Origin of the sequence: Lentibacillus juripiscarius, from assembly GCF_042685205.1 — a bacterium.
In the GTDB taxonomy this organism is placed as follows: domain Bacteria; phylum Bacillota; class Bacilli; order Bacillales; family Amphibacillaceae; genus Lentibacillus; species Lentibacillus juripiscarius.
Window position 1 is genome coordinate 26,066 of the sequence record NZ_JBHUNA010000024.1, and the last position, 17,143, is coordinate 43,208.

Annotated in this window: 18 protein-coding genes; 14 read left to right on the forward strand and 4 right to left on the reverse strand. The window is 44.3% G+C overall.

What is annotated here, in order from left to right:
• Positions 1 to 8: 8 nt before the first annotated feature.
• Positions 9 to 1,145 carry a M20 peptidase aminoacylase family protein gene (locus ACFSUO_RS11405; protein ID WP_382394142.1) on the reverse strand — a complete coding sequence of 379 codons (1,137 nt, stop codon included), beginning with the start codon at positions 1,143 to 1,145 and terminating at the stop codon, positions 9 to 11.
• A 188-nt stretch (positions 1,146 to 1,333) separates the two neighbouring features.
• Between ACFSUO_RS11405 and ACFSUO_RS11410 the strand changes: the two genes are divergently transcribed.
• From ACFSUO_RS11410 to ACFSUO_RS11425, 4 genes are all read left to right on the forward strand, one after another.
• On the forward strand, positions 1,334 to 2,110 hold the full coding sequence (locus ACFSUO_RS11410) for a TatD family hydrolase (RefSeq protein WP_382394144.1): 777 nt from the start codon (positions 1,334 to 1,336) through the stop codon (positions 2,108 to 2,110).
• Positions 2,111 to 2,190: 80 nt separating this feature from the next.
• Positions 2,191 to 2,802, forward strand: a complete 612-nt coding sequence (locus ACFSUO_RS11415; RefSeq protein WP_382394146.1) for a Dph6-related ATP pyrophosphatase — start codon at positions 2,191 to 2,193, stop codon at positions 2,800 to 2,802.
• Positions 2,803 to 2,860: 58 nt separating this feature from the next.
• The gene (locus ACFSUO_RS11420) at positions 2,861 to 3,415 is read left to right on the forward strand and encodes an SLOG family protein (RefSeq protein WP_382394148.1); all 555 of its coding nucleotides are present in this window, start codon (positions 2,861 to 2,863) and stop codon (positions 3,413 to 3,415) included.
• Between the two features lie 180 nt (positions 3,416 to 3,595).
• A complete protein-coding gene (locus ACFSUO_RS11425) occupies positions 3,596 to 4,615 on the forward strand; it encodes a nuclease-related domain-containing protein (RefSeq protein ID WP_382394150.1) in 1,020 nt (339 codons plus the stop codon).
• Positions 4,616 to 4,831: 216 nt separating this feature from the next.
• Here ACFSUO_RS11425 and betB read toward each other — a convergent pair whose 3' ends face one another.
• A complete protein-coding gene (gene betB, locus ACFSUO_RS11430; RefSeq protein WP_382394152.1) occupies positions 4,832 to 6,301 on the reverse strand; it encodes a betaine-aldehyde dehydrogenase in 1,470 nt (489 codons plus the stop codon).
• A 351-nt stretch (positions 6,302 to 6,652) separates the two neighbouring features.
• Between betB and cudC the strand changes: the two genes are divergently transcribed.
• Both cudC and ACFSUO_RS11440 read left to right on the forward strand, forming a co-directional pair.
• Positions 6,653 to 7,216, forward strand: coding sequence for a choline uptake/conversion transcriptional regulator CudC (cudC, locus tag ACFSUO_RS11435; RefSeq protein WP_382394154.1), 564 nt, complete (start codon positions 6,653 to 6,655; stop codon positions 7,214 to 7,216).
• Between the two features lie 24 nt (positions 7,217 to 7,240).
• A complete protein-coding gene (locus tag ACFSUO_RS11440; protein WP_382394156.1) occupies positions 7,241 to 8,137 on the forward strand; it encodes a glycine betaine ABC transporter substrate-binding protein in 897 nt (298 codons plus the stop codon).
• Positions 8,138 to 8,201: 64 nt separating this feature from the next.
• On the opposite strand, the gene ACFSUO_RS11445 is transcribed toward ACFSUO_RS11440, so the two are convergent.
• Positions 8,202 to 9,050: a glycoside hydrolase domain-containing protein gene (locus ACFSUO_RS11445; protein ID WP_382394158.1), complete on the reverse strand. Its 849-nt coding sequence runs from the start codon at positions 9,048 to 9,050 to the stop codon at positions 8,202 to 8,204.
• A gap of 278 nt (positions 9,051 to 9,328) precedes the next feature.
• Between ACFSUO_RS11445 and ACFSUO_RS11450 the strand changes: the two genes are divergently transcribed.
• Positions 9,329 to 9,961, forward strand: a complete 633-nt coding sequence (locus ACFSUO_RS11450) for a YczE/YyaS/YitT family protein (protein ID WP_382394160.1) — start codon at positions 9,329 to 9,331, stop codon at positions 9,959 to 9,961.
• A gap of 94 nt (positions 9,962 to 10,055) precedes the next feature.
• Positions 10,056 to 10,208 carry a small acid-soluble spore protein P gene (locus ACFSUO_RS11455; RefSeq protein WP_382394162.1) on the forward strand — a complete coding sequence of 51 codons (153 nt, stop codon included), beginning with the start codon at positions 10,056 to 10,058 and terminating at the stop codon, positions 10,206 to 10,208.
• Positions 10,209 to 10,393: 185 nt separating this feature from the next.
• On the opposite strand, the gene betA is transcribed toward ACFSUO_RS11455, so the two are convergent.
• Entirely contained in the window at positions 10,394 to 12,079 is a 1,686-nt protein-coding gene (gene betA, locus ACFSUO_RS11460; protein ID WP_382394164.1) for a choline dehydrogenase, read from the reverse strand.
• Positions 12,080 to 12,563: 484 nt separating this feature from the next.
• On the opposite strand from betA, the gene ACFSUO_RS11465 reads away from it, so the two are divergent.
• From ACFSUO_RS11465 to fosM, 6 genes are all read left to right on the forward strand, one after another.
• On the forward strand, positions 12,564 to 13,346 hold the full coding sequence (locus ACFSUO_RS11465) for an ABC transporter ATP-binding protein (protein ID WP_382394166.1): 783 nt from the start codon (positions 12,564 to 12,566) through the stop codon (positions 13,344 to 13,346).
• A gap of 32 nt (positions 13,347 to 13,378) precedes the next feature.
• Entirely contained in the window at positions 13,379 to 15,100 is a 1,722-nt protein-coding gene (locus tag ACFSUO_RS11470) for a putative ABC transporter permease subunit (protein WP_382394168.1), read from the forward strand.
• Positions 15,101 to 15,183: 83 nt separating this feature from the next.
• Positions 15,184 to 15,360: a hypothetical protein gene (locus tag ACFSUO_RS11475; RefSeq protein ID WP_382394170.1), complete on the forward strand. Its 177-nt coding sequence runs from the start codon at positions 15,184 to 15,186 to the stop codon at positions 15,358 to 15,360.
• Positions 15,361 to 15,380: 20 nt separating this feature from the next.
• The gene (locus ACFSUO_RS11480; protein WP_382394172.1) at positions 15,381 to 15,899 is read left to right on the forward strand and encodes a GNAT family N-acetyltransferase; all 519 of its coding nucleotides are present in this window, start codon (positions 15,381 to 15,383) and stop codon (positions 15,897 to 15,899) included.
• 1 nt (position 15,900) lies between these two features.
• Positions 15,901 to 16,281 (forward strand): VOC family protein, encoded by a 381-nt coding sequence (locus ACFSUO_RS11485; protein WP_382394174.1) that lies wholly within the window; start codon positions 15,901 to 15,903, stop codon positions 16,279 to 16,281.
• Between the two features lie 413 nt (positions 16,282 to 16,694).
• Positions 16,695 to 17,108, forward strand: coding sequence for a FosM family fosfomycin resistance protein (gene fosM, locus ACFSUO_RS11490; protein ID WP_382394176.1), 414 nt, complete (start codon positions 16,695 to 16,697; stop codon positions 17,106 to 17,108).
• Positions 17,109 to 17,143 lie beyond the last annotated feature (35 nt).

The window sequence follows — 17,143 nt, forward strand, 5'->3', positions numbered from 1 at the left end:
GTCTCCTTTCAGCGAATGTCAGCATGTTTTTCAGCTGTCTGTGTTAAAGCCGTTGTTAAAATCCGGACGGCCTGTGGTATGATCTCCTGTTTGAACGTCATGTGCGGATGATGCAGACCGGGTGATAAGTCACATCCAATCGCCAGCATTGCTGCTTTCAAGTGTGGTCTTTTAATCGTGTAAAAATGAAAGTCATCGCCACCGGTTGTTGTAATGGTGGGGCGTAGTTTTTCCGGGCCGGCACTTGTCCTGATCGCATCCATCATCATTGCCGCTGCTTCTCCATCAATGACTGCTGCTGCGATGTCCGCACCGGTTGTCAGGTCGATGGACACCTGATGGTAGTTGGCAAGCATTCCGGCAATTTGCTTGATTTTTTCGGTAAGTTCGCTCATGACAGCGTTCGTCTGGGCACGCAAATCCAGTGAAAAAGAAGCATTGCCCGGAATAATATTGGTGCTTCCGCCGTCTGCTTGAAAAGCTGTCATTTTGGCGGAGTGCGGAATCATCGGATTAATATGGATGTTGTTGAGATGCTGAATAAGTTCCGCACCAATCTCAATGGCATTTGCATTCAAGTGCGGCCGGGCGCCGTGGGCATCATCACCGCGGATAGTTCCTTTCAGGAAGCGGGCAGCGCCATGTTTGATCGCCGGTGCGAACTGCTCATGACCAAGTTCTTCCCCCGGGCGCAAGTGCATGCCATACAGGAAGTCAGCGTCATCTACCAGGCCTTTGTCAACAAAGGACAATGCGCCGGTACCTTTTTCTTCTGCCGGCTGGAACAGGAACCGAAATGTACCTTGAGCTGGACAGCCGGTCTCAAGAAGGGTCATTAAAGTACCGATGGCGATTGTCATATGAGCATCATGCCCACATGAATGATTCGCCGTGAATTCCCCGTCCACTTCCTGCCATAGCGCATCGATGTCAGCCCGCAGTCCGATTACCGGCTTGCCATGTCCGATTTCAATCACAAGACCGGGTGAGTCGTCAAATGTGGTGATGTGGCAGTCGTATGGCTCGAATAGCTGTCTGATATAAGCGGTTGTGTCGTACTCCTGCCAGCTGACTTCCGGGTAGGTATGTAAATGAGAAAAAATAGATTCGAGCTTGGACTGGATATTTTTAAGTGCTGCTTCCATAGGTTTTCTCCTCTCCTTGTCTACCGAATACTACTATGGTATCTGAAAAGTCAAAAACAATCCAATCATTTAATTGGGAGGAAAAACCGTTGCATGAGGAACTGGCACGAACAATATTGAAACTGATAGTATAAGAAGTAACGATGGAAGTTCCGTGATAAAAAATTTCCGCAAAGGACTTGGTACCCATGTTTGACCGGATAATCGATGCACATATTCATCTTGATAGGTATACACCCGACGAGCGCTCCCTGATTCTTCATGAGATGGAAGCCAGTGGAGTAGATGAGCTCATCACCGTTTCAAATGATTTGGATTCAGCACGGAAAAATCTGCAGCTCACTCGGGATGACAGCCGCGTGAAACCGGCAATTGGTTTTCATCCGGAACAGCCACTTCCACCTGATGAAGAAATCGCAGATCTGCTGGCGCTAATAGATTATCATCAGCAGACGATAGCTGCTGTTGGAGAGGTCGGGCTGCCTTACTACTTGCGCCGGGAAGGCAAGGCGGGTTCTAGGGATGTGTCTATCGATATTTTAGATTTATTTATTCAGAAGGCGGTGGAGCTGGATAAGCCTGTTGCTCTGCATGCTATCTATGACGATGCGCCGGTGGTCTGTGATTTGCTGGAAAAGCATTCGGCTGCCAAGGCACATTTTCATTGGTTTAAAGGGGACAGGAAGACAGCAGAGCGGATGGTTGGGAACGGTTATTTTGTATCGGTCACACCGGATGTTTTGTATAGGGAAAAAACGCGGGAGTTGGCCAGGAAGTATCCGCTGGAGAAAATGATGGTGGAGACGGATGGACCATGGCCGTTTGAGGGGATTTTTGCAGGGAAAATGACCCACCCTCACATGATTCACCAGTCTATTCTTGAGATTGCCGGCATAAAGCGTATGTCAGCCGGTGAGGTTTATGAACGATTATACGATAATACACGCTGGTTTTATGGGGTGTGACTGTTGTTTTGAATCTAACGGTGTTACCATAAAGATGCGTTTGCATGGCATTTATGAAACATTTACAAGGGGGTTGCTTGATGGGGAAACAAGTCGCACTATCTTTTAGCGGGGGGAAGGACAGCTGTCTGGCGCTTTATTACTTGGAACGTGAAGGTATCGAGGTGAAGTGCCTGCTTACAACGGCCTGGAAAGATCAACAGACGACAGTGGCACACGATGAAACGCGTTCCCGTGTCCAGGAACAGGCCGAGCGTTTCGGGATTCCGATTCATTTTATCGAAACAGATTTTTACACGTATGGCGACGATTTTGTTTTTCACATAAAAGAAATGAAACGCCGCTACGGGATTGATGGGATTGCTTTTGGAGATATTTATCTAGAAGGCCATCGTGAGTGGGGCGAGCAAATTGCCGGGCGTGCCGGTGTTGAGGCAGTTTATCCATTATGGTCGGATCAAGCGAAGGTACCGGCGCTGCTGCGGGATTTTGTATCGCTCGGGTTTCGTGCCGAAGTGATTAAAACCGATCCGGAAAAATTGCCGGTAAGCTGGGAAGGCCGCGAACTGGATGCATCATTCGTCAGCGACATCTTAACATATCACGATGTTTGTCCGATGGGGGAATCCGGTGAATACCACACATATGTGCATGATGGTCCGATTTTTCGAAAGGGCCGGTTCACGGTATAAGTGTTTGGCTTGGCTATGGAATCGCGCGGGAGATTGGTGAAGGAAGGCGGAAGACACAATGAAAGTATTGACGGTGACAGGCTATAAATCAATGGAATTGAACATTTTTAAACCGGACGATGAACGGATTACCTATATCAAGGCAGCCATAGAAAAGCGGCTGATTGGCTTTATCGAAGAAGGACTTGAATGGGTGCTGATTTCCGGCAAAATGGGCGTCGAACTATGGGCGGGCGAAGTCGTCATGAATTTGCGGGATGAATACGATATTAAACTTGCCCTCATTCCGCCTTTCGAAAATCAGGATGAACGCTGGCCAGAGCCGGTCCAGCAAATTTACCGGGAAATGACAGCAGCTGCCGACTTTTTCAGGCCGCTTTATAAAGGCGGCTACAGTGGCCCATATCAATATCAGGCGAGCAACAAATGGCTGATTGACAAAAGCGACGGCTGCTTACTGATCTTGGATGAGGAATTCCCCGGCAGTAACCGTTATTTTTATCAGGAAGCACAGGCGTTTGAAGGGCATTATCCGGTTTATTTGATTACACCGTCTGATCTTGAGGATGCGGTGGAAGAAATGCGGATGACGGACCCGGGGTATTGGGAATAATGATTGTTGTAAAGCGGAGTGAGTTTGCTAGTTAGCTAAAGTTCACAATGGGTTCGCTAAAGTTCACAGTAAAAATGATAAAGTTCACAAGTGAATCCGCTAAAGTTCACAAATCAAATGATAAAGTTCACATTTTTTGAAAGAGCTTAGAATGAAAAAGCAGGATTTTCCTGAAAAACGTTGAATAAGATAGTAAAACTAAATAAGAAAGGTCGTGCTTTATTGTTTATCAAACCTCTTGAAATCCCCCGGCATATCCTGCAAGCACAAGCACTCGCCAGAAGAACCCCAGTCAGTCATCTCTTTAAAGAAAAAATCAGCAATAGAGCAACTAATTTATTCTCCGGTTATAAGGGCGAAGAATCCATGAATTTTCAGCTCCAGTTTCTCCCCGAGGACGACTTCTTTATTTTCCATTATATAAGGCTCCCTGATCAATATGGACATTTTCAATTAGACTATCTTCTATTAACACGCTGTTTCCATCTCATTATGGAAGTGAAAAATATCTATGATCATATGAACTTTGATGAGATGGGACAGGCTTACCGCACCAGAAATGGCGAAGTGGAGTTGTTTGGTAATCCGATTGAACAGGTGAAGCTTCAGCATAGAAGATATTTAAACTGGCTCCGCAAATTTGGCTTTCCCCCTGTACCAATCAAAAAAATAGTTGTCTACAGCCGTGATGATACGTACCTCCGAAATATCGCTAATGATAAAGCTGTTTCAGATATTGTCATGCATCGTGATAAAGCACTTCCAAAAATGGAAGCATTTATGAAAAAGTATCAAACCCCGCTTTTTTCTGAACATGAGCTAATGGAGCTCTCTTACCGGTTGCTTGAAGAACATGTGCCGGAAGAAGATGGTGGAATGGAAACATGGAATATGGATTATGATGATCTGGTAAAAGGTGTCTTTTGTTCGGAGTGCGGGGAAGTTCCGATGCGGTGGAAAGGCGGGAAATGGCGGTGTTTGGCTTGCGGATGCACTTCCACAACAGCACACCGGCCGGCTTTGGCAGATTACGCTCTGTTGGTGGGGGAGTACATCAATAATCGGCAGGCCCGGGAATTTTTGCAGGTGGATTCCATTCATACAGCTAAGCGATTGATACAACAAGAAAATTTTGATCAATTTGGCAACACAAGTGGAAGAAAGTATAAAATCGACGTGAATAAACTGCTGATTCGCTAAAGTTCACAATGGGTTCGCTAAAGTTGACAGTAAAAATGATAAAGTTCACAAATGAATCCGCTAAAGTTCACAAATGAAATGATAAAGTTCACAATTTATCGGCTGAATTTTTTTCGATTGATCGGTTTGTAACCCATTAAAAGAGCAACTTGGTGCAATGCCAAGTTGCTCTCGGTCCTTTTTATGCTCCTTTTTGAACACGCATTTAAAAATTTATTAAAACCAGTTAAGCGGCTCCGGCTTCAGATTCTGGAAAATATGCTTTGTTTCCTGATATTCTTCCAAGCCTGGTTTACCGAGTTCGCGGCCGATGCCGGACTGTTTGAATCCGCCCCACGGTGCATGTGGGAAGTATAGATTGAATTCATTAATCCAGACTGTTCCCATGCGCATTTTGGCGACACAGCGCTCGGCTTTAGCAATGTCATTGGTGAACACGCCACCGGAAAGCCCGTAAATGGAGTCATTGGCCAGACGAACTGCCTCCTCTTCTGTTGTAAATTTCTCCACCGTAATGACCGGTCCGAATCCTTCGTCCTGAACCACACGCATATCCGTTGTGCAATCGGTCAGGACCGTTGGCAAATAGAAAAAGCCGTTCTGCAATTCCGGCTCATCAGGACGTCCGCCGCCAACTGCAACTGTCGCACCTTCCTGCTTCCCGTTTTCGACATAGTTGGTTACTTTATCCAAATGTTTCTGGGAAATGAGTGGACCCATCTGCGTGGTCTCGTTAAATCCGTTCCCAAGCTTAATAGTTTTGACCCGGTTGACCAGCGCCTCAACAAAGTCATCATGAATGCTTTCTTCCACAATTAGTCGTGTTCCTGCTGAGCAGATTTGACCAGCATGGAAAAATACCGCATTCATCGCCTGGTCGACGGCCGTTTCGAAATCAGCATCGGCGAAAACGACATTCGGATTTTTACCGCCGAGCTCCAGTGCCAGTTTTTTCACATTGGAGCTGGCTGCCTGCATGATTGATTTACCTGTTTCAATGCCGCCGGTAAACGAAATCAAGTCAACATCATCGCTGGCAGAAAGTTCGGCACCGACCGAATTACCCGGACCAAGTACCAGGTTGGCAACACCGCTTGGTACTCCGGCTTCTTCCATCAATTCAAATACTTTAATGGAGGTCAGTGGTGTGATTTCACTCGGTTTCATGACGAGTGTGTTGCCTGCCACCAGTGCTGGCGCTAATTTCCAGGATGCCTGCAGCAGCGGATAGTTCCACGGTGTAATTTGCCCGCAGACTCCAACAGGTTCACGGATGACCTTGCTGATCGAGTTCGGGATGGGGGAGTCAATGATTTCGCCGCCATCTTTATCAGCCATTTCGGCATAATAGCGGAAAACGCCTGCGATATCATCCATATCTCCTCGGCTTTCTTCCACGGTTTTGCCGGTGTCGAGTGACTCCAGCTCCGCGAGTTCTTCTCTGTCCCGTTCAATGAAATCGGCAATTTTATGAACGACTTTGCCGCGATCCGTCGCTGGTGCTGCTGGCCAGTCACCGTGATCAAATGCATGGCGTGCTGCGGCAATAGCCTTTTTGGCATCCGTTGCATCACTTTCGGTGACTTTCGCAACAATTTCTTGATTATAAGGATTAATGATGTCACGGATTGCTTCGGATGCTGAAGTGATCCATGAGCCATCAATGAATTGTTTTTTGATATCCAACGGTAAACCTCCATCATTCAGTTAAGTTTGTTAAAAAGTTATTTAATACTTTGAACAAATACAATTTAACATGCGGTTATTTTTTTGTCAAAAAGAAATGCTCATTTCTAAGAGTAGTTGTTTTCCATCATAAGATAGGGTAGATAGGGGTGCTTCCCACCAATGAACTCCTAAGGAAAGTATCCGGCAAACGTGATGTTCATTAAGCTTTGACACCGGATCTCTAATCGTAGTAAGGTACTTCAAGCCAAAAAATGCAACATCTATTTGACATATCTGTAAAATACGTTAATATTAAGTTTGTAAAGAAAGTATTTAATTAATTTAACTAAAGAAAGGCCAGGTGAAGATATGACCGCTTCGAATGATGAGATGGCCAGGGATAAACTGGAAAGTGCTAAAGGACATGTGATCGAGGCCATCGCTGAAACAATGGATGTATACGGCGTGACCCCGGCTGCCGGGAAATTATATGCGACCATGTATTTCAAGGATCAGATGAATCTGGATGAAATGCGGGAAGAGCTTGATATGAGCAAGCCAAGCATGAGTACAAGTGTCCGGAAACTGCAGGAAATTGAGATGGTTAAGAAAAAATTCCAGCGTGGATCACGAAAACATACGTATGCTGCGGAGAAGGACTTTTTCCATTCATTTATGTCTTACTTTTGTCAGATGTGGGACCGTGAGGCAAAAATGAATATGGAAGCCATCAAGCAGGCTGAATTTGAGCTTGATGAGATTATTGAAGATGAAAATGTCTCGGCAGAACTGGTTGAAGAGGCACGTGAAATCTATGAACAGCTCAATCATTCCAAGACGTATTATCGCTGGTTGGAACGGCTCGTGGCAAGTATCCGTTCCGAGGAGATTTTTGAATTTCTGCCAAAGGATCCAAACAACACACAAGTATAAAACAAAGGAGAGGTTTTAACGCTTATGCGTTTTATTGGAAGCAAACAATTCATACTGGGACTGACATTAATCATTCTGCTGGCGGCATGTGGAAATAATTCATCTGCTAATGAATCGGAAAGCAGCGGAGAATCGGAAAATAAAGGAACGATTGAAATGGCGCAAATTAACTGGGCTGAGAATATCGCCGTTTCGAACATGTGGAAAGTAATCCTGGAAGAAAAAGGGTATGAGGTGAATCTTAACTTGCTCGATATGGGGGTCATCATGCAGTCATTGGCTTCCGGTGAACTGGATATTAATTTGGAAGTATGGCTCCCCATTCAGGATAAGGCGTATCTGGAAGAGTATAAGGATGAAGTGTTTTTCGCGGAGAAGGCATGGTATGATAATGCTAAAGTAGGCTTGGTTGTTCCTAGCTATTTAGAAGATATCAATAGCATTGCAGATTTGAATGCAAATAAAGAGATGTTTGATGGGAAAATCACTGGTTTCGATTCCGGTGCCGGCACCATGGAAGTGACCAAAAATGAACTTATCCCGGAATACAATCTTGATTATGAACTAATGCCAAGCTCGGAGCCTGCAATGATTACGGCAATTGACGATGCCATTTCTAACGAGGAACCAATTGTCTCCCCTCTTTGGAGTCCGCATCGTGTGTTTTCTCAGTATGACTTGAAATTCCTCGAGGATCCAAAGAATGTGTATGGTCAGACGGAAAAGATTTATCATGCTACCCGTCAGAATTTTGCTGACGATTTTCCGAAAGTCAGTAAATGGATGAAAAACTGGAAATTGAATGATCAGCAAATTGGTGAGCTTATGACATATGTAAGTGATGCTGAAGAACCGATTGACGGTGCCCGAAAGTGGGTCGAGGAAAATCAGGAGCTTGTCAATGAATGGGTCACAGAATAATGGGGAAAAACAAAAGGAAGCCTTTTTAAAGGGCTTCCTTTTGCTGTTTTGGCAGTATACGGATTTACCATAGATAATCGAGCAACTCATTCTGGAACAAGTTTGTATCGATGGAGCACTGCTCAGCTTCAATACCGTATTGCCAGCCGTAAAGCATAGCGTTTTCCGGTCCTTGCGGGTTGTAGTCAGGGGCATTGGATTTAGTGGTTGGTTCCTGCTGGGGTTGTGCAGTCCAGACGACGGTGTTCTTCTGCGCTTTTTCTTTCATGGCATTGTAGGCTTCCAGAAGTGCGCTTCCTTTATCATAAACGCCATAGAACCCTGGTTCGTAATTCGAATCGGCAAGTGTGTCATACCAGCCTTCCATAAATGCAGAGTCAACAGGGAAACTTGGCTCAATGTCACCAAAAATGGCAACTCCTTCAGGGACGTCTAAATTTTTTGCGTATTCGATGGCCTTCTCTGCTTCTTTTACACCATGATCGTACCCAGTTGCGTCGGTGAAATGATTGTAAATGAGAAGGATTTGAACGTCTTTATCGTGAAGGAAAGCTGCTTCATCTTTGTCTAAACCGATGGAGACTCCTTCTTTATCGCCAAGATAGCGCCCCCACACGCTCGGTTTGCCAAAGTTATCAGCTGTGCATTGATATAGGTTTTTATCTGAATTGCTGGCAGAGTCGACACCCCAATAAATTTTCTGTTCCTTCTGTTCATCCTTTTGTCCATTTTCTTGATCATTATTCTGTCCATCCTTCTGTTCGTCTTGTTTGTTATCTCCATTTTGATCGCTATTGTTTCCATTTGATGAATCGGACCCATCAGACGAAGTACCCAGAAAGATCGCAAGTGTAAGTGGTATGATAACCAAAAGGCCGAACCCGAGCAAATAATATAGCTGCTTTTTGCTCATTTTATCCTCTCCTTTCGCACCTTATTCCACAGTGTACTTTTCTGGGATTGGATGCGTGCGGGCAGCCGCCGCGCTGCGGGGAATTTGCCGGATGAATCTGTAAATCAAGTCGTTTCTTTTGTAAAAGTTCTGTTTCCTTTTATAGTTGTTTTTTGTTACACTGGAAGAATAGGTCAAATGAATCGGATTGGGATAAAAAAGGCTTCTCGCCGCATTAGGTGGCGAAAAGCCCATTTTTTCGTATACTGTAAGGGAAGTCTGGAAAGGAAGTGATCATCATGCGGCTGATCCGTGCCGGTATCCATTTTTACCTAGCTGGGATTATTCTCTTAACCCTTGGGATTGCCTTGACGATTCAGTCATCGCTCGGTGCCTCGCCGTATGATGCGCTTTTGGTCGGTCTGAACCGGACGTTTGGGCTGACGGTCGGCACGTGGGAATATGTAGTGGGCCTGACCATGATTCTCGGTAATGCGTTGGCAGATCGGAAAAGACCGGAGTTTTTTGCTTTGATCACTTCCATTGTGACAGGAGCTGGAATTGACTCGTGGCTGTTTTTGCTCCGTGATTCTGTGGCACCGGTCACGTGGTTGGGCCAATGGGCAGTACTAGTGCCGGGGATTGTACTAATGGCCCTTGGTGTCGCCATTTACTTGCAATCCAAAATTGCCCCAAATCCAATGGACCGCTCCATGTTAGTCGTATCGAACCTGACTGGATGGAATGTTTCCTATTCACGAGCAGCAATCAGTATTGTTCTTGTCATCGTGGGATTTATGTTTAACGGTGCAATCGGGATTGGCACGCTAATCAACGCCGTTATTTCAGGTGTGCTGATCAACTTTTTCATTCCATATGTAAAAATGTTCAAATCCGGATCCCGTAAAGGCGGAAAAGGACTGGCTTCCTGACAGAACAGCATTTTGACGGCCAGAAGGTATTTCCGTATAGATTCCTTTTTTCCTTCAAAAGCTATCTGTGAAACTGCAAAGGAGGAATTCAACTATGGGCGGAAAACCTAAAGGACCAAAACAGCAAGAACAGCCGAATCTGCCAAAAAGCCCAAAACAGCCATACGGTGAACCACTACAAGGCTCTCATAAGGTAAAACAGCGCAACCACTCACGACAAAAACAAAACCCACATCATGATATGTAAAAAAGGCAGTCTGGGATTAAGGGGTTCCGTTATTTTGGAGAAAATCCTTAATTAAACTAACTACTAATTCACATTAAGTAGCAAAGAGTATTAAATAAAAATCCGAACGATGATTCAACATTCGATGTCGAATCAGTTCGGATTTTTTAAAATGGGTTTCCATCTCAATGTATGGAGGCAGGTTCTTACATCTTTACGGTGCCTGCGTCTTTCTGATGTACGCCATGACGGTAATAGTCCTTATACTCAGGCTTCATTGGTTTTTGTCCTCGGATGATGTCCGCTGCTTTTTCTGCCAACATCAATACCGGGGCATGGATATTTCCATTTGTTGTATGCGGCATAGCAGATGCATCAACTACCCGTAAATTATCCAGGCCATGAACCTTCATGGTCAGCGGATCTACGACAGCCATCGGATCTGAAGCAGGACCCATTTTCGCTGTGCAGGATGGATGGAGTGCCGTTTCCGCGTCATTCGCTACCCACTCCAGAATTTCCTCATCCGTTTGAACAGAAGGACCAGGTGAGATTTCACCTGAATTGTATGGTGCTAACGCTGGCTGAGAAAGGATTTCCCGCGAAACTCGTATTGCTTCAACCCACTCACGCCGATCCTCTTCGGTTGATAGATAGTTAAATACGATACTTGGATGCTGAAAAGGATCACGCGAACGAATTTTCAGGCTTCCTCTGGAATTGGAATACATTGGTCCAACGTGTACCTGGAATCCATGCTCCGTGTCCGCTTTTTGCCCGTCATATCGAACGGCAAGCGGAAGGAAATGGAACATCAGATTCGGATAATCAACATTTTCATTCGAACGGACGAAACCGCCGCCTTCAAAATGGTTCGATGCTGCCGGGCCAGTACGTCCTAGTAGCCATTGCAAGCCGATCCAAGGCATTTTTGCTTTATTTAAGCTAGGTAGTTCCGAAACAGGCTGCGGACAAGCATGCTGAATATATACTTCAAGATGATCCTCAAGATTTTCACCCACACCTGGCAAGTCAACGATCGGGTTAATGCCAAGTGATCGTAAATGGTCGGCGTCTCCCACACCTGATAACTGAAGCAGTTGCGGCGTATTGAATGCACCACCGGAAAGAATCACTTCGCCCGCATTAACATGATAGGTTTTTCCATTCTTTTGGTATGTCACGCCATTGGCTCGAGTACCATCAAAATTGATATTGGTTACAAAAGCACGCGTCTCTACTGTAAGGTTTTTGCGTCGCATAGCAGGGCGCAAATATGCACGTGAAGCAGACACTCGTCTTCCGTTATGCACATGACTGTCGAATGGACCGAACCCTTCCTGACGAAAACCATTTACATCGGGGGTTCTCGAGTAACCAGCCTCAACAGCTGCATCAAAAAAGGCCTGAAATAAAGGATTCGTTGCAGGACCGCGCTTTAATTTAACTGGACCATGGTGGCCGCGGTGCTCATCAGATGGATCTGCTCCAAAGGTTGTTTCCAGTCGTTTAAAATACGGCAGACAATGTGCATAGTCCCAAGTTTCCATACCTGGGTCAGATCCCCACCGTTCATAGTCCATCGGGTTGCCACGCTGGTAAATCATACCGTTGATGGAACTCGATCCTCCGAGTACTTTCCCTCGGGCGTGCGCGACATGCCGTCCATTCATATAAGGCTCAGAATCCGTAGAATAGATCCAGTCATAGAAGCGATTGCCTGACGGAAACATCAAAGCTGCTGGCATTTGAATAAACAGGTCCCATGGATAATCACTACGTCCCGCTTCCAGAACAAGAACACTGCTCGATTTATCTAGACTAAGACGGTTTCCGAGTATAGAACCCGCACTACCGCCACCAACGATTATATAGTCGTATGTTTGATTCATTTGTAAAACCTCCTTAAAAATTGTAAATGGAATACAGTGTGCAAAATAACTCGAAAACATTCATTCAAAACTTCTTCATTGCGATCATTTTTTGGTGATAGGAATAGAGCTTTCACGCATCTTAATCGAATGATTCTTAACCCCATTTCTAATGGATGAACATCTTTGGTCACTCCAACTGTACCATTTGGAATTAACTTTGTTAAATAATTTCTTAATGTATTGAATAAATTAAATATAGCATTGTCTATTAAAATTGTAAACCCTGAGTTAACTATGATTTATGTCAAGTTTTCCCTTTATTAGCAAATGGCGAAATTCTGTTTATAAGTTCATCTATCTGAAGTTAGAACAAAAACCGGTGGATGGATTGGCAACCGAACTTTTTATGTAGATAGAAAAGTAAAATCATGAAAACAAGGAATAATTCATGAAAAAACTCTGGTATAATGGACATAGCATATATTCTGGAAGGGGGAAAACAATGGAAGGTACATCAATCAAACTGACCAATTTGGCAAAATCATATCGGAAACATAAAGCTGTAAAAGATTTAAATCTTGAGGTGCAAAAGGGTGAATTGTTCGGGTTTCTCGGACCGAATGGTGCTGGGAAAACGACGACGATCAAAATGCTGACAGGGCTGCTGGAACCGACAAGTGGTTCGGCAGAAATCAGGGGTATCGATATTTGGCAGCATCCAATCGATGCAAAGAAGAAAATTGCGTATGTGCCTGATCAGCCGAATCTTTACCCGAAATTAACCGGATGGGATTATCTTGAATTCGTTGCGTCTGTTTTTCAGATTCCGCAAGATCAATTCCAATCGAAAGCCAAAGAACTGCTGCAGCTGTTTAGCCTCAGCGAGCAGGCAAATGACTTAATCGAAAGCTATTCTCATGGGATGAAGCAAAAAATCGCGATATGCGGCGCACTTACTTCTAATCCAGATGTACTGTTTATGGATGAGCCGACAGTCGGGCTGGACCCGAAAAGCGCACGCACGCTCAAGAACTTGCTTCGTGAACTTTGCGACAACGGCATGACCGTTTTTCTATCCACACATATTCTGGAAATCGCCGAGCAGATGTGTGACCGGGTCGGTATTATTTTCGAAGGTGACATTATTGCACTTGGAACAATGGATGAGCTAAAAGCAAGCGATGATGCCGACCAGAGCCTGGAGGATATTTTCCTTGAACTAACCGGCGGCGAGGATCAGCAGGCTATGATCACCGAAATTTCCGATAACGGTGATGCCAAATGATGAAAGCCCTATTGAAAAATCAGTGGAAAATAATGATAAATACAGCGAAATCACAGCCTGGAAAAAATTACTTCAGTTATCTGGTGATGTTCGCGGTATTTGCTATCCTGTTATATTGGCTATCATCAGGAATTTGGGCAATAGCAGATGCTATTACTGAACCGGTTTTTGTCGGTATTCTGTCATATGGATTTTTATTGGTTATCGGATTTATCATTCTTCTGGGAATGCCGCAAGTGTTCAAACACTTATACTCAGCAACGGACCTGAATCTGCTGTTTACGATGCCAATTCCAGCCAGATACATTTTCTGGGTAAAATATTTGCAAAGCTTTGTCGGCATCCCATTGCTGGTATTCGTTCTTTATATCGTTCCAATCTATGTTTATGGTGCATTTATAAGCGCAAATTGGCTGTATTATCCGATCGTGATGCTTGTTTTGTGTTCCACTATTGTTATCGGACTTTCCATCGCGTATTTGTTTAACCTGGTTCTAGTCCAGATTATCCCGGCGAGCAAAGCAAATGAATTTATGACGGTGATGAGCATGCTGTCCGGTATAGTCGCTTACTTTATATTCATGCTGCCCACCATGGCAAACGACCGTCCATTACCTGAGATGATTTTAGCGGGGCTGCCGCTCTTTCCCGAATGGTTGCCAATTACATGGGCGAGTGATGCGATCATTGGCGCAGCCGCCGGATCAGTAGACTTTCTCGTACCTTTCATCATGATCCTAGCGTTGGCAGCAATTTTTTTCATCCTGACTTCCACGCTCGTGGAAAGAGGCTTCCGGACCGGCTGGGTAAAATTAAGTGAAGGAAGGGGGGAAAAACGGAAGAAAACGACGGCAAAAAAATCCGGACCGAAATTGCATCATCCTGTAATCGCTATCGGGAAAAAAGAATGGTATGCGATTAAGCGCGATATGCGGGAATGGCTCGTGTTCCTGCCAATTGTTTTCTTTCTTGTGTTCGGATTCATTGGTGCCATGTCGGGTGGAGCCAGTCTCAGTGATCTGCAGGGCCCGAATGAAGTGACTTGGCCAATCGCACAGGCCATTTTTCTATTCATTTTTTCAATGTTTAACGGGCAGATTTCCAGCTCAACGATTGCCAGAGAGGCAAAATCACTCTGGATATTGCGTGTCCTTCCATTATCGGGGAAAGACATTGCCATTGGAAAGTTGTGGGTCAGCTGGCTGCTTCCTTTTGGGCTATTAACGCTGATTGAAATCATCATTGGCATTTTCCTAGGATGGACGCCACTTCAATTCATCAGCGGCATTGCGATGAAGGCAGTAATTACGGTTGGTATCAGCGGTATCGGCATGTGGCTCGGGACGATCGGGGCCAAATATAATCCTGCCAATCCACAGAATAGGCTGAAATTCGGAACAGCGATGATACTCTTAATCGCTTCTTATGTGTATCTGCTTATTGCTTTGATCCCATACGTCATGCTGCTTCTCCCGGTAGAAGCAATGGATCTTGCACAGGATGCCAGTCAAAATATCGGAGGCTTTTTTGGCATAGTCGCAGGCTTTGTTTACACTATCCTGTCCTGGAAAGCAGCCAGCCCGGCTCTGGTTGTCATCGCTGGAATTGTACTGATGCTAATTATTTCGCTCGGTACAGCATATCTGTTTACGATGATGAGCGCACGGAAAATAGACGAAGGCATTGATATCGAGATGGTGCAGGATGCTCAAACAAAACCATCACTTGGCAAGAAAAAAGGAAGCTTGTATTAAAGAGAGGGGACGCTGCCTCTCTTTTTAATACAAAACTATCGGAATATTGATATATTATTATGGGGTGAATGGAGGAATTTAGTGTGGGATTGCTTATAAATTTAGCGTTTTTTGCATTATTAGCTTACATCGCATACCTTGTCATAACTACCGCTGTCAGGCACGGAATCGACAATTCTGAGGTTGGGAAAATGCTGAAGCAAAAAAACGGCTATCAAGAAGGAAAATTTTATCCCAGGGATGATTTGGATAAGGATTAATAGAAGGAGGGCGGGAGTCTATGAAAATCAGAAAAGCTACACAGCAGGATGCATCCGGTATCGCAAAAGTCCATGTTGACAGCTGGCGGACTACATATAAGAATATTGTTCCCGATGCATTTCTGGACAGTTTAAACTACGAAAATCGAACAAAACTATGGAAGCAAAACGTGCACAAGATGATTGTGTTTGTAGCAGAAATGGATGATGGTGAGATTGTCGGGTTTTCCACAGGCGGTCAGGAACGAGAAGGAAAATTTGATGGATATGACGGGGAACTCTATGCTATTTACATATTGCAAGACTATCAGGGAAGAGGTATCGGCAGAAAACTTGTAGAGCCGGTTGTGGATGAACTCGTCCGGAACGGCATCAATTCCATGCTGGTGTGGGTTCTGGAAGGGAATGGTGCCAAGCACTTTTATGAAAAACTGGGCGGTGAAAAGATTGATACGGCTGATATAACGATTGGCGGGGCAGAGCTGAAGGAGACAGCTTATGGCTGGCAAGACTTAAGCAGACTTCAGAAAGAGGTGTAACGTGAATTTTAGGGAATTTGGAACGATAGTATTTGTTGAAAACTACGAAGCATGCATTGATTTCTATAAAAATATACTACAGCTGGAAGTCAGAAATGTAAAAGAAAATCTGGTGATATTTACTGTTTCCGGTGGGTATTTAATGGTTGAAAAGGGTGGCTATAGCTCCCAAAGTGAAAAAAATAGAAAGCGAAATCCAACTGTACTGAGATTTGACGTGGATTCCCTGGATGAAGCAGCAGATAAACTGGAAAAGCGTGGCGTGAATTTCATCAATAAACGACTGGCGTTTGATTGGGGAACCATCGCTGTATTTTTAGACCCGGATGGAAACCGGATTGAGTTAGGTGAAATAAATGAAATTACTGGATCTTTCAAGTGATACCCGTAGACGTTTAGCCTGTTCACCTTAGTATAGGAGGATGGTTATGTTACTTTCGGTCAATATGTTTTACGTTCCTGATTGGTACTTAGTACTCATGGTAATTGTCACGATATTATTTATTGCAATCGGTTCATGGTGGCTGAAGTAACAAGGTTCCACATTTGTTTTTACGGTGCGGTATAGGGTATTATATCCCAGAAATAATTGATGCAAAAGAGCGCAATAAAACAGAAGAAAGAATTATAGACAATTAACATTAGGCGAACAAGTGGGGTGCAACACTATAATCGAACGCTAGGTATGCGGAGGTGCCATAAATTTTTTAATAAATTGATGACACCTTTTTTAGCTGGAATTCGATAGTAGTACTATAAAAAGGGCTTTCAAATGCTGATAAGGAGGGGAAGTGCGTGAAAATAAATCATTTATTGTTTTCGGTTTCAGATTTGAATAAATCCATCAAGTTTTACGAAGATGTTTTTGGAGCAAAGCTTCTTGTGAAAGGAAACAGCACAGCCTATTTTGATTTAGATGGATTGTGGCTGGCACTAAATGTTGAAAAAGATATCCCGCGAAACGAAATACATGAATCCTATACGCATACCGCTTTCTCAATTGATGAAGCGGAATTTGATGAAATGTATACAAAGCTGGAGCGGCTGGGTGTGAATATTTTAACTGGCCGTCCGAGAGATGAGCGGGATAAGAAATCGATTTATTTTACCGATCCTGACGGGCATAAGTTTGAGTTTCATACGGGGACTATGCAAGACAGGATTGAGTACTCTAAACAGGCAAAACCGCATATGGAGTTTTATGACTAGAGCAGAGGTATCGTCTGCCAAAAGTATATACGACG

Bases quoted from the DNA above. Each gene is read 5' to 3' on its own strand.
- ACFSUO_RS11405 (WP_382394142.1), bottom strand. From the start codon at position 1,145: ATGGAAGCAGCACTTAAAAATATCCAGTCCAAGCTCGAATCTATTTTT.
- ACFSUO_RS11410 (WP_382394144.1), top strand. From the start codon at position 1,334: ATGTTTGACCGGATAATCGATGCACATATTCATCTTGATAGGTATACA.
- ACFSUO_RS11415 (WP_382394146.1), top strand. From the start codon at position 2,191: ATGGGGAAACAAGTCGCACTATCTTTTAGCGGGGGGAAGGACAGCTGT.
- ACFSUO_RS11420 (WP_382394148.1), top strand. From the start codon at position 2,861: ATGAAAGTATTGACGGTGACAGGCTATAAATCAATGGAATTGAACATT.
- cudC (WP_382394154.1), top strand. From the start codon at position 6,653: ATGACCGCTTCGAATGATGAGATGGCCAGGGATAAACTGGAAAGTGCT.
- ACFSUO_RS11440 (WP_382394156.1), top strand. From the start codon at position 7,241: ATGCGTTTTATTGGAAGCAAACAATTCATACTGGGACTGACATTAATC.
- ACFSUO_RS11445 (WP_382394158.1), bottom strand. From the start codon at position 9,050: ATGAGCAAAAAGCAGCTATATTATTTGCTCGGGTTCGGCCTTTTGGTT.
- ACFSUO_RS11450 (WP_382394160.1), top strand. From the start codon at position 9,329: ATGCGGCTGATCCGTGCCGGTATCCATTTTTACCTAGCTGGGATTATT.
- ACFSUO_RS11455 (WP_382394162.1), top strand. From the start codon at position 10,056: ATGGGCGGAAAACCTAAAGGACCAAAACAGCAAGAACAGCCGAATCTG.
- betA (WP_382394164.1), bottom strand. From the start codon at position 12,079: ATGAATCAAACATACGACTATATAATCGTTGGTGGCGGTAGTGCGGGT.
- ACFSUO_RS11465 (WP_382394166.1), top strand. From the start codon at position 12,564: ATGGAAGGTACATCAATCAAACTGACCAATTTGGCAAAATCATATCGG.
- ACFSUO_RS11470 (WP_382394168.1), top strand. From the start codon at position 13,379: ATGATAAATACAGCGAAATCACAGCCTGGAAAAAATTACTTCAGTTAT.
- ACFSUO_RS11480 (WP_382394172.1), top strand. From the start codon at position 15,381: ATGAAAATCAGAAAAGCTACACAGCAGGATGCATCCGGTATCGCAAAA.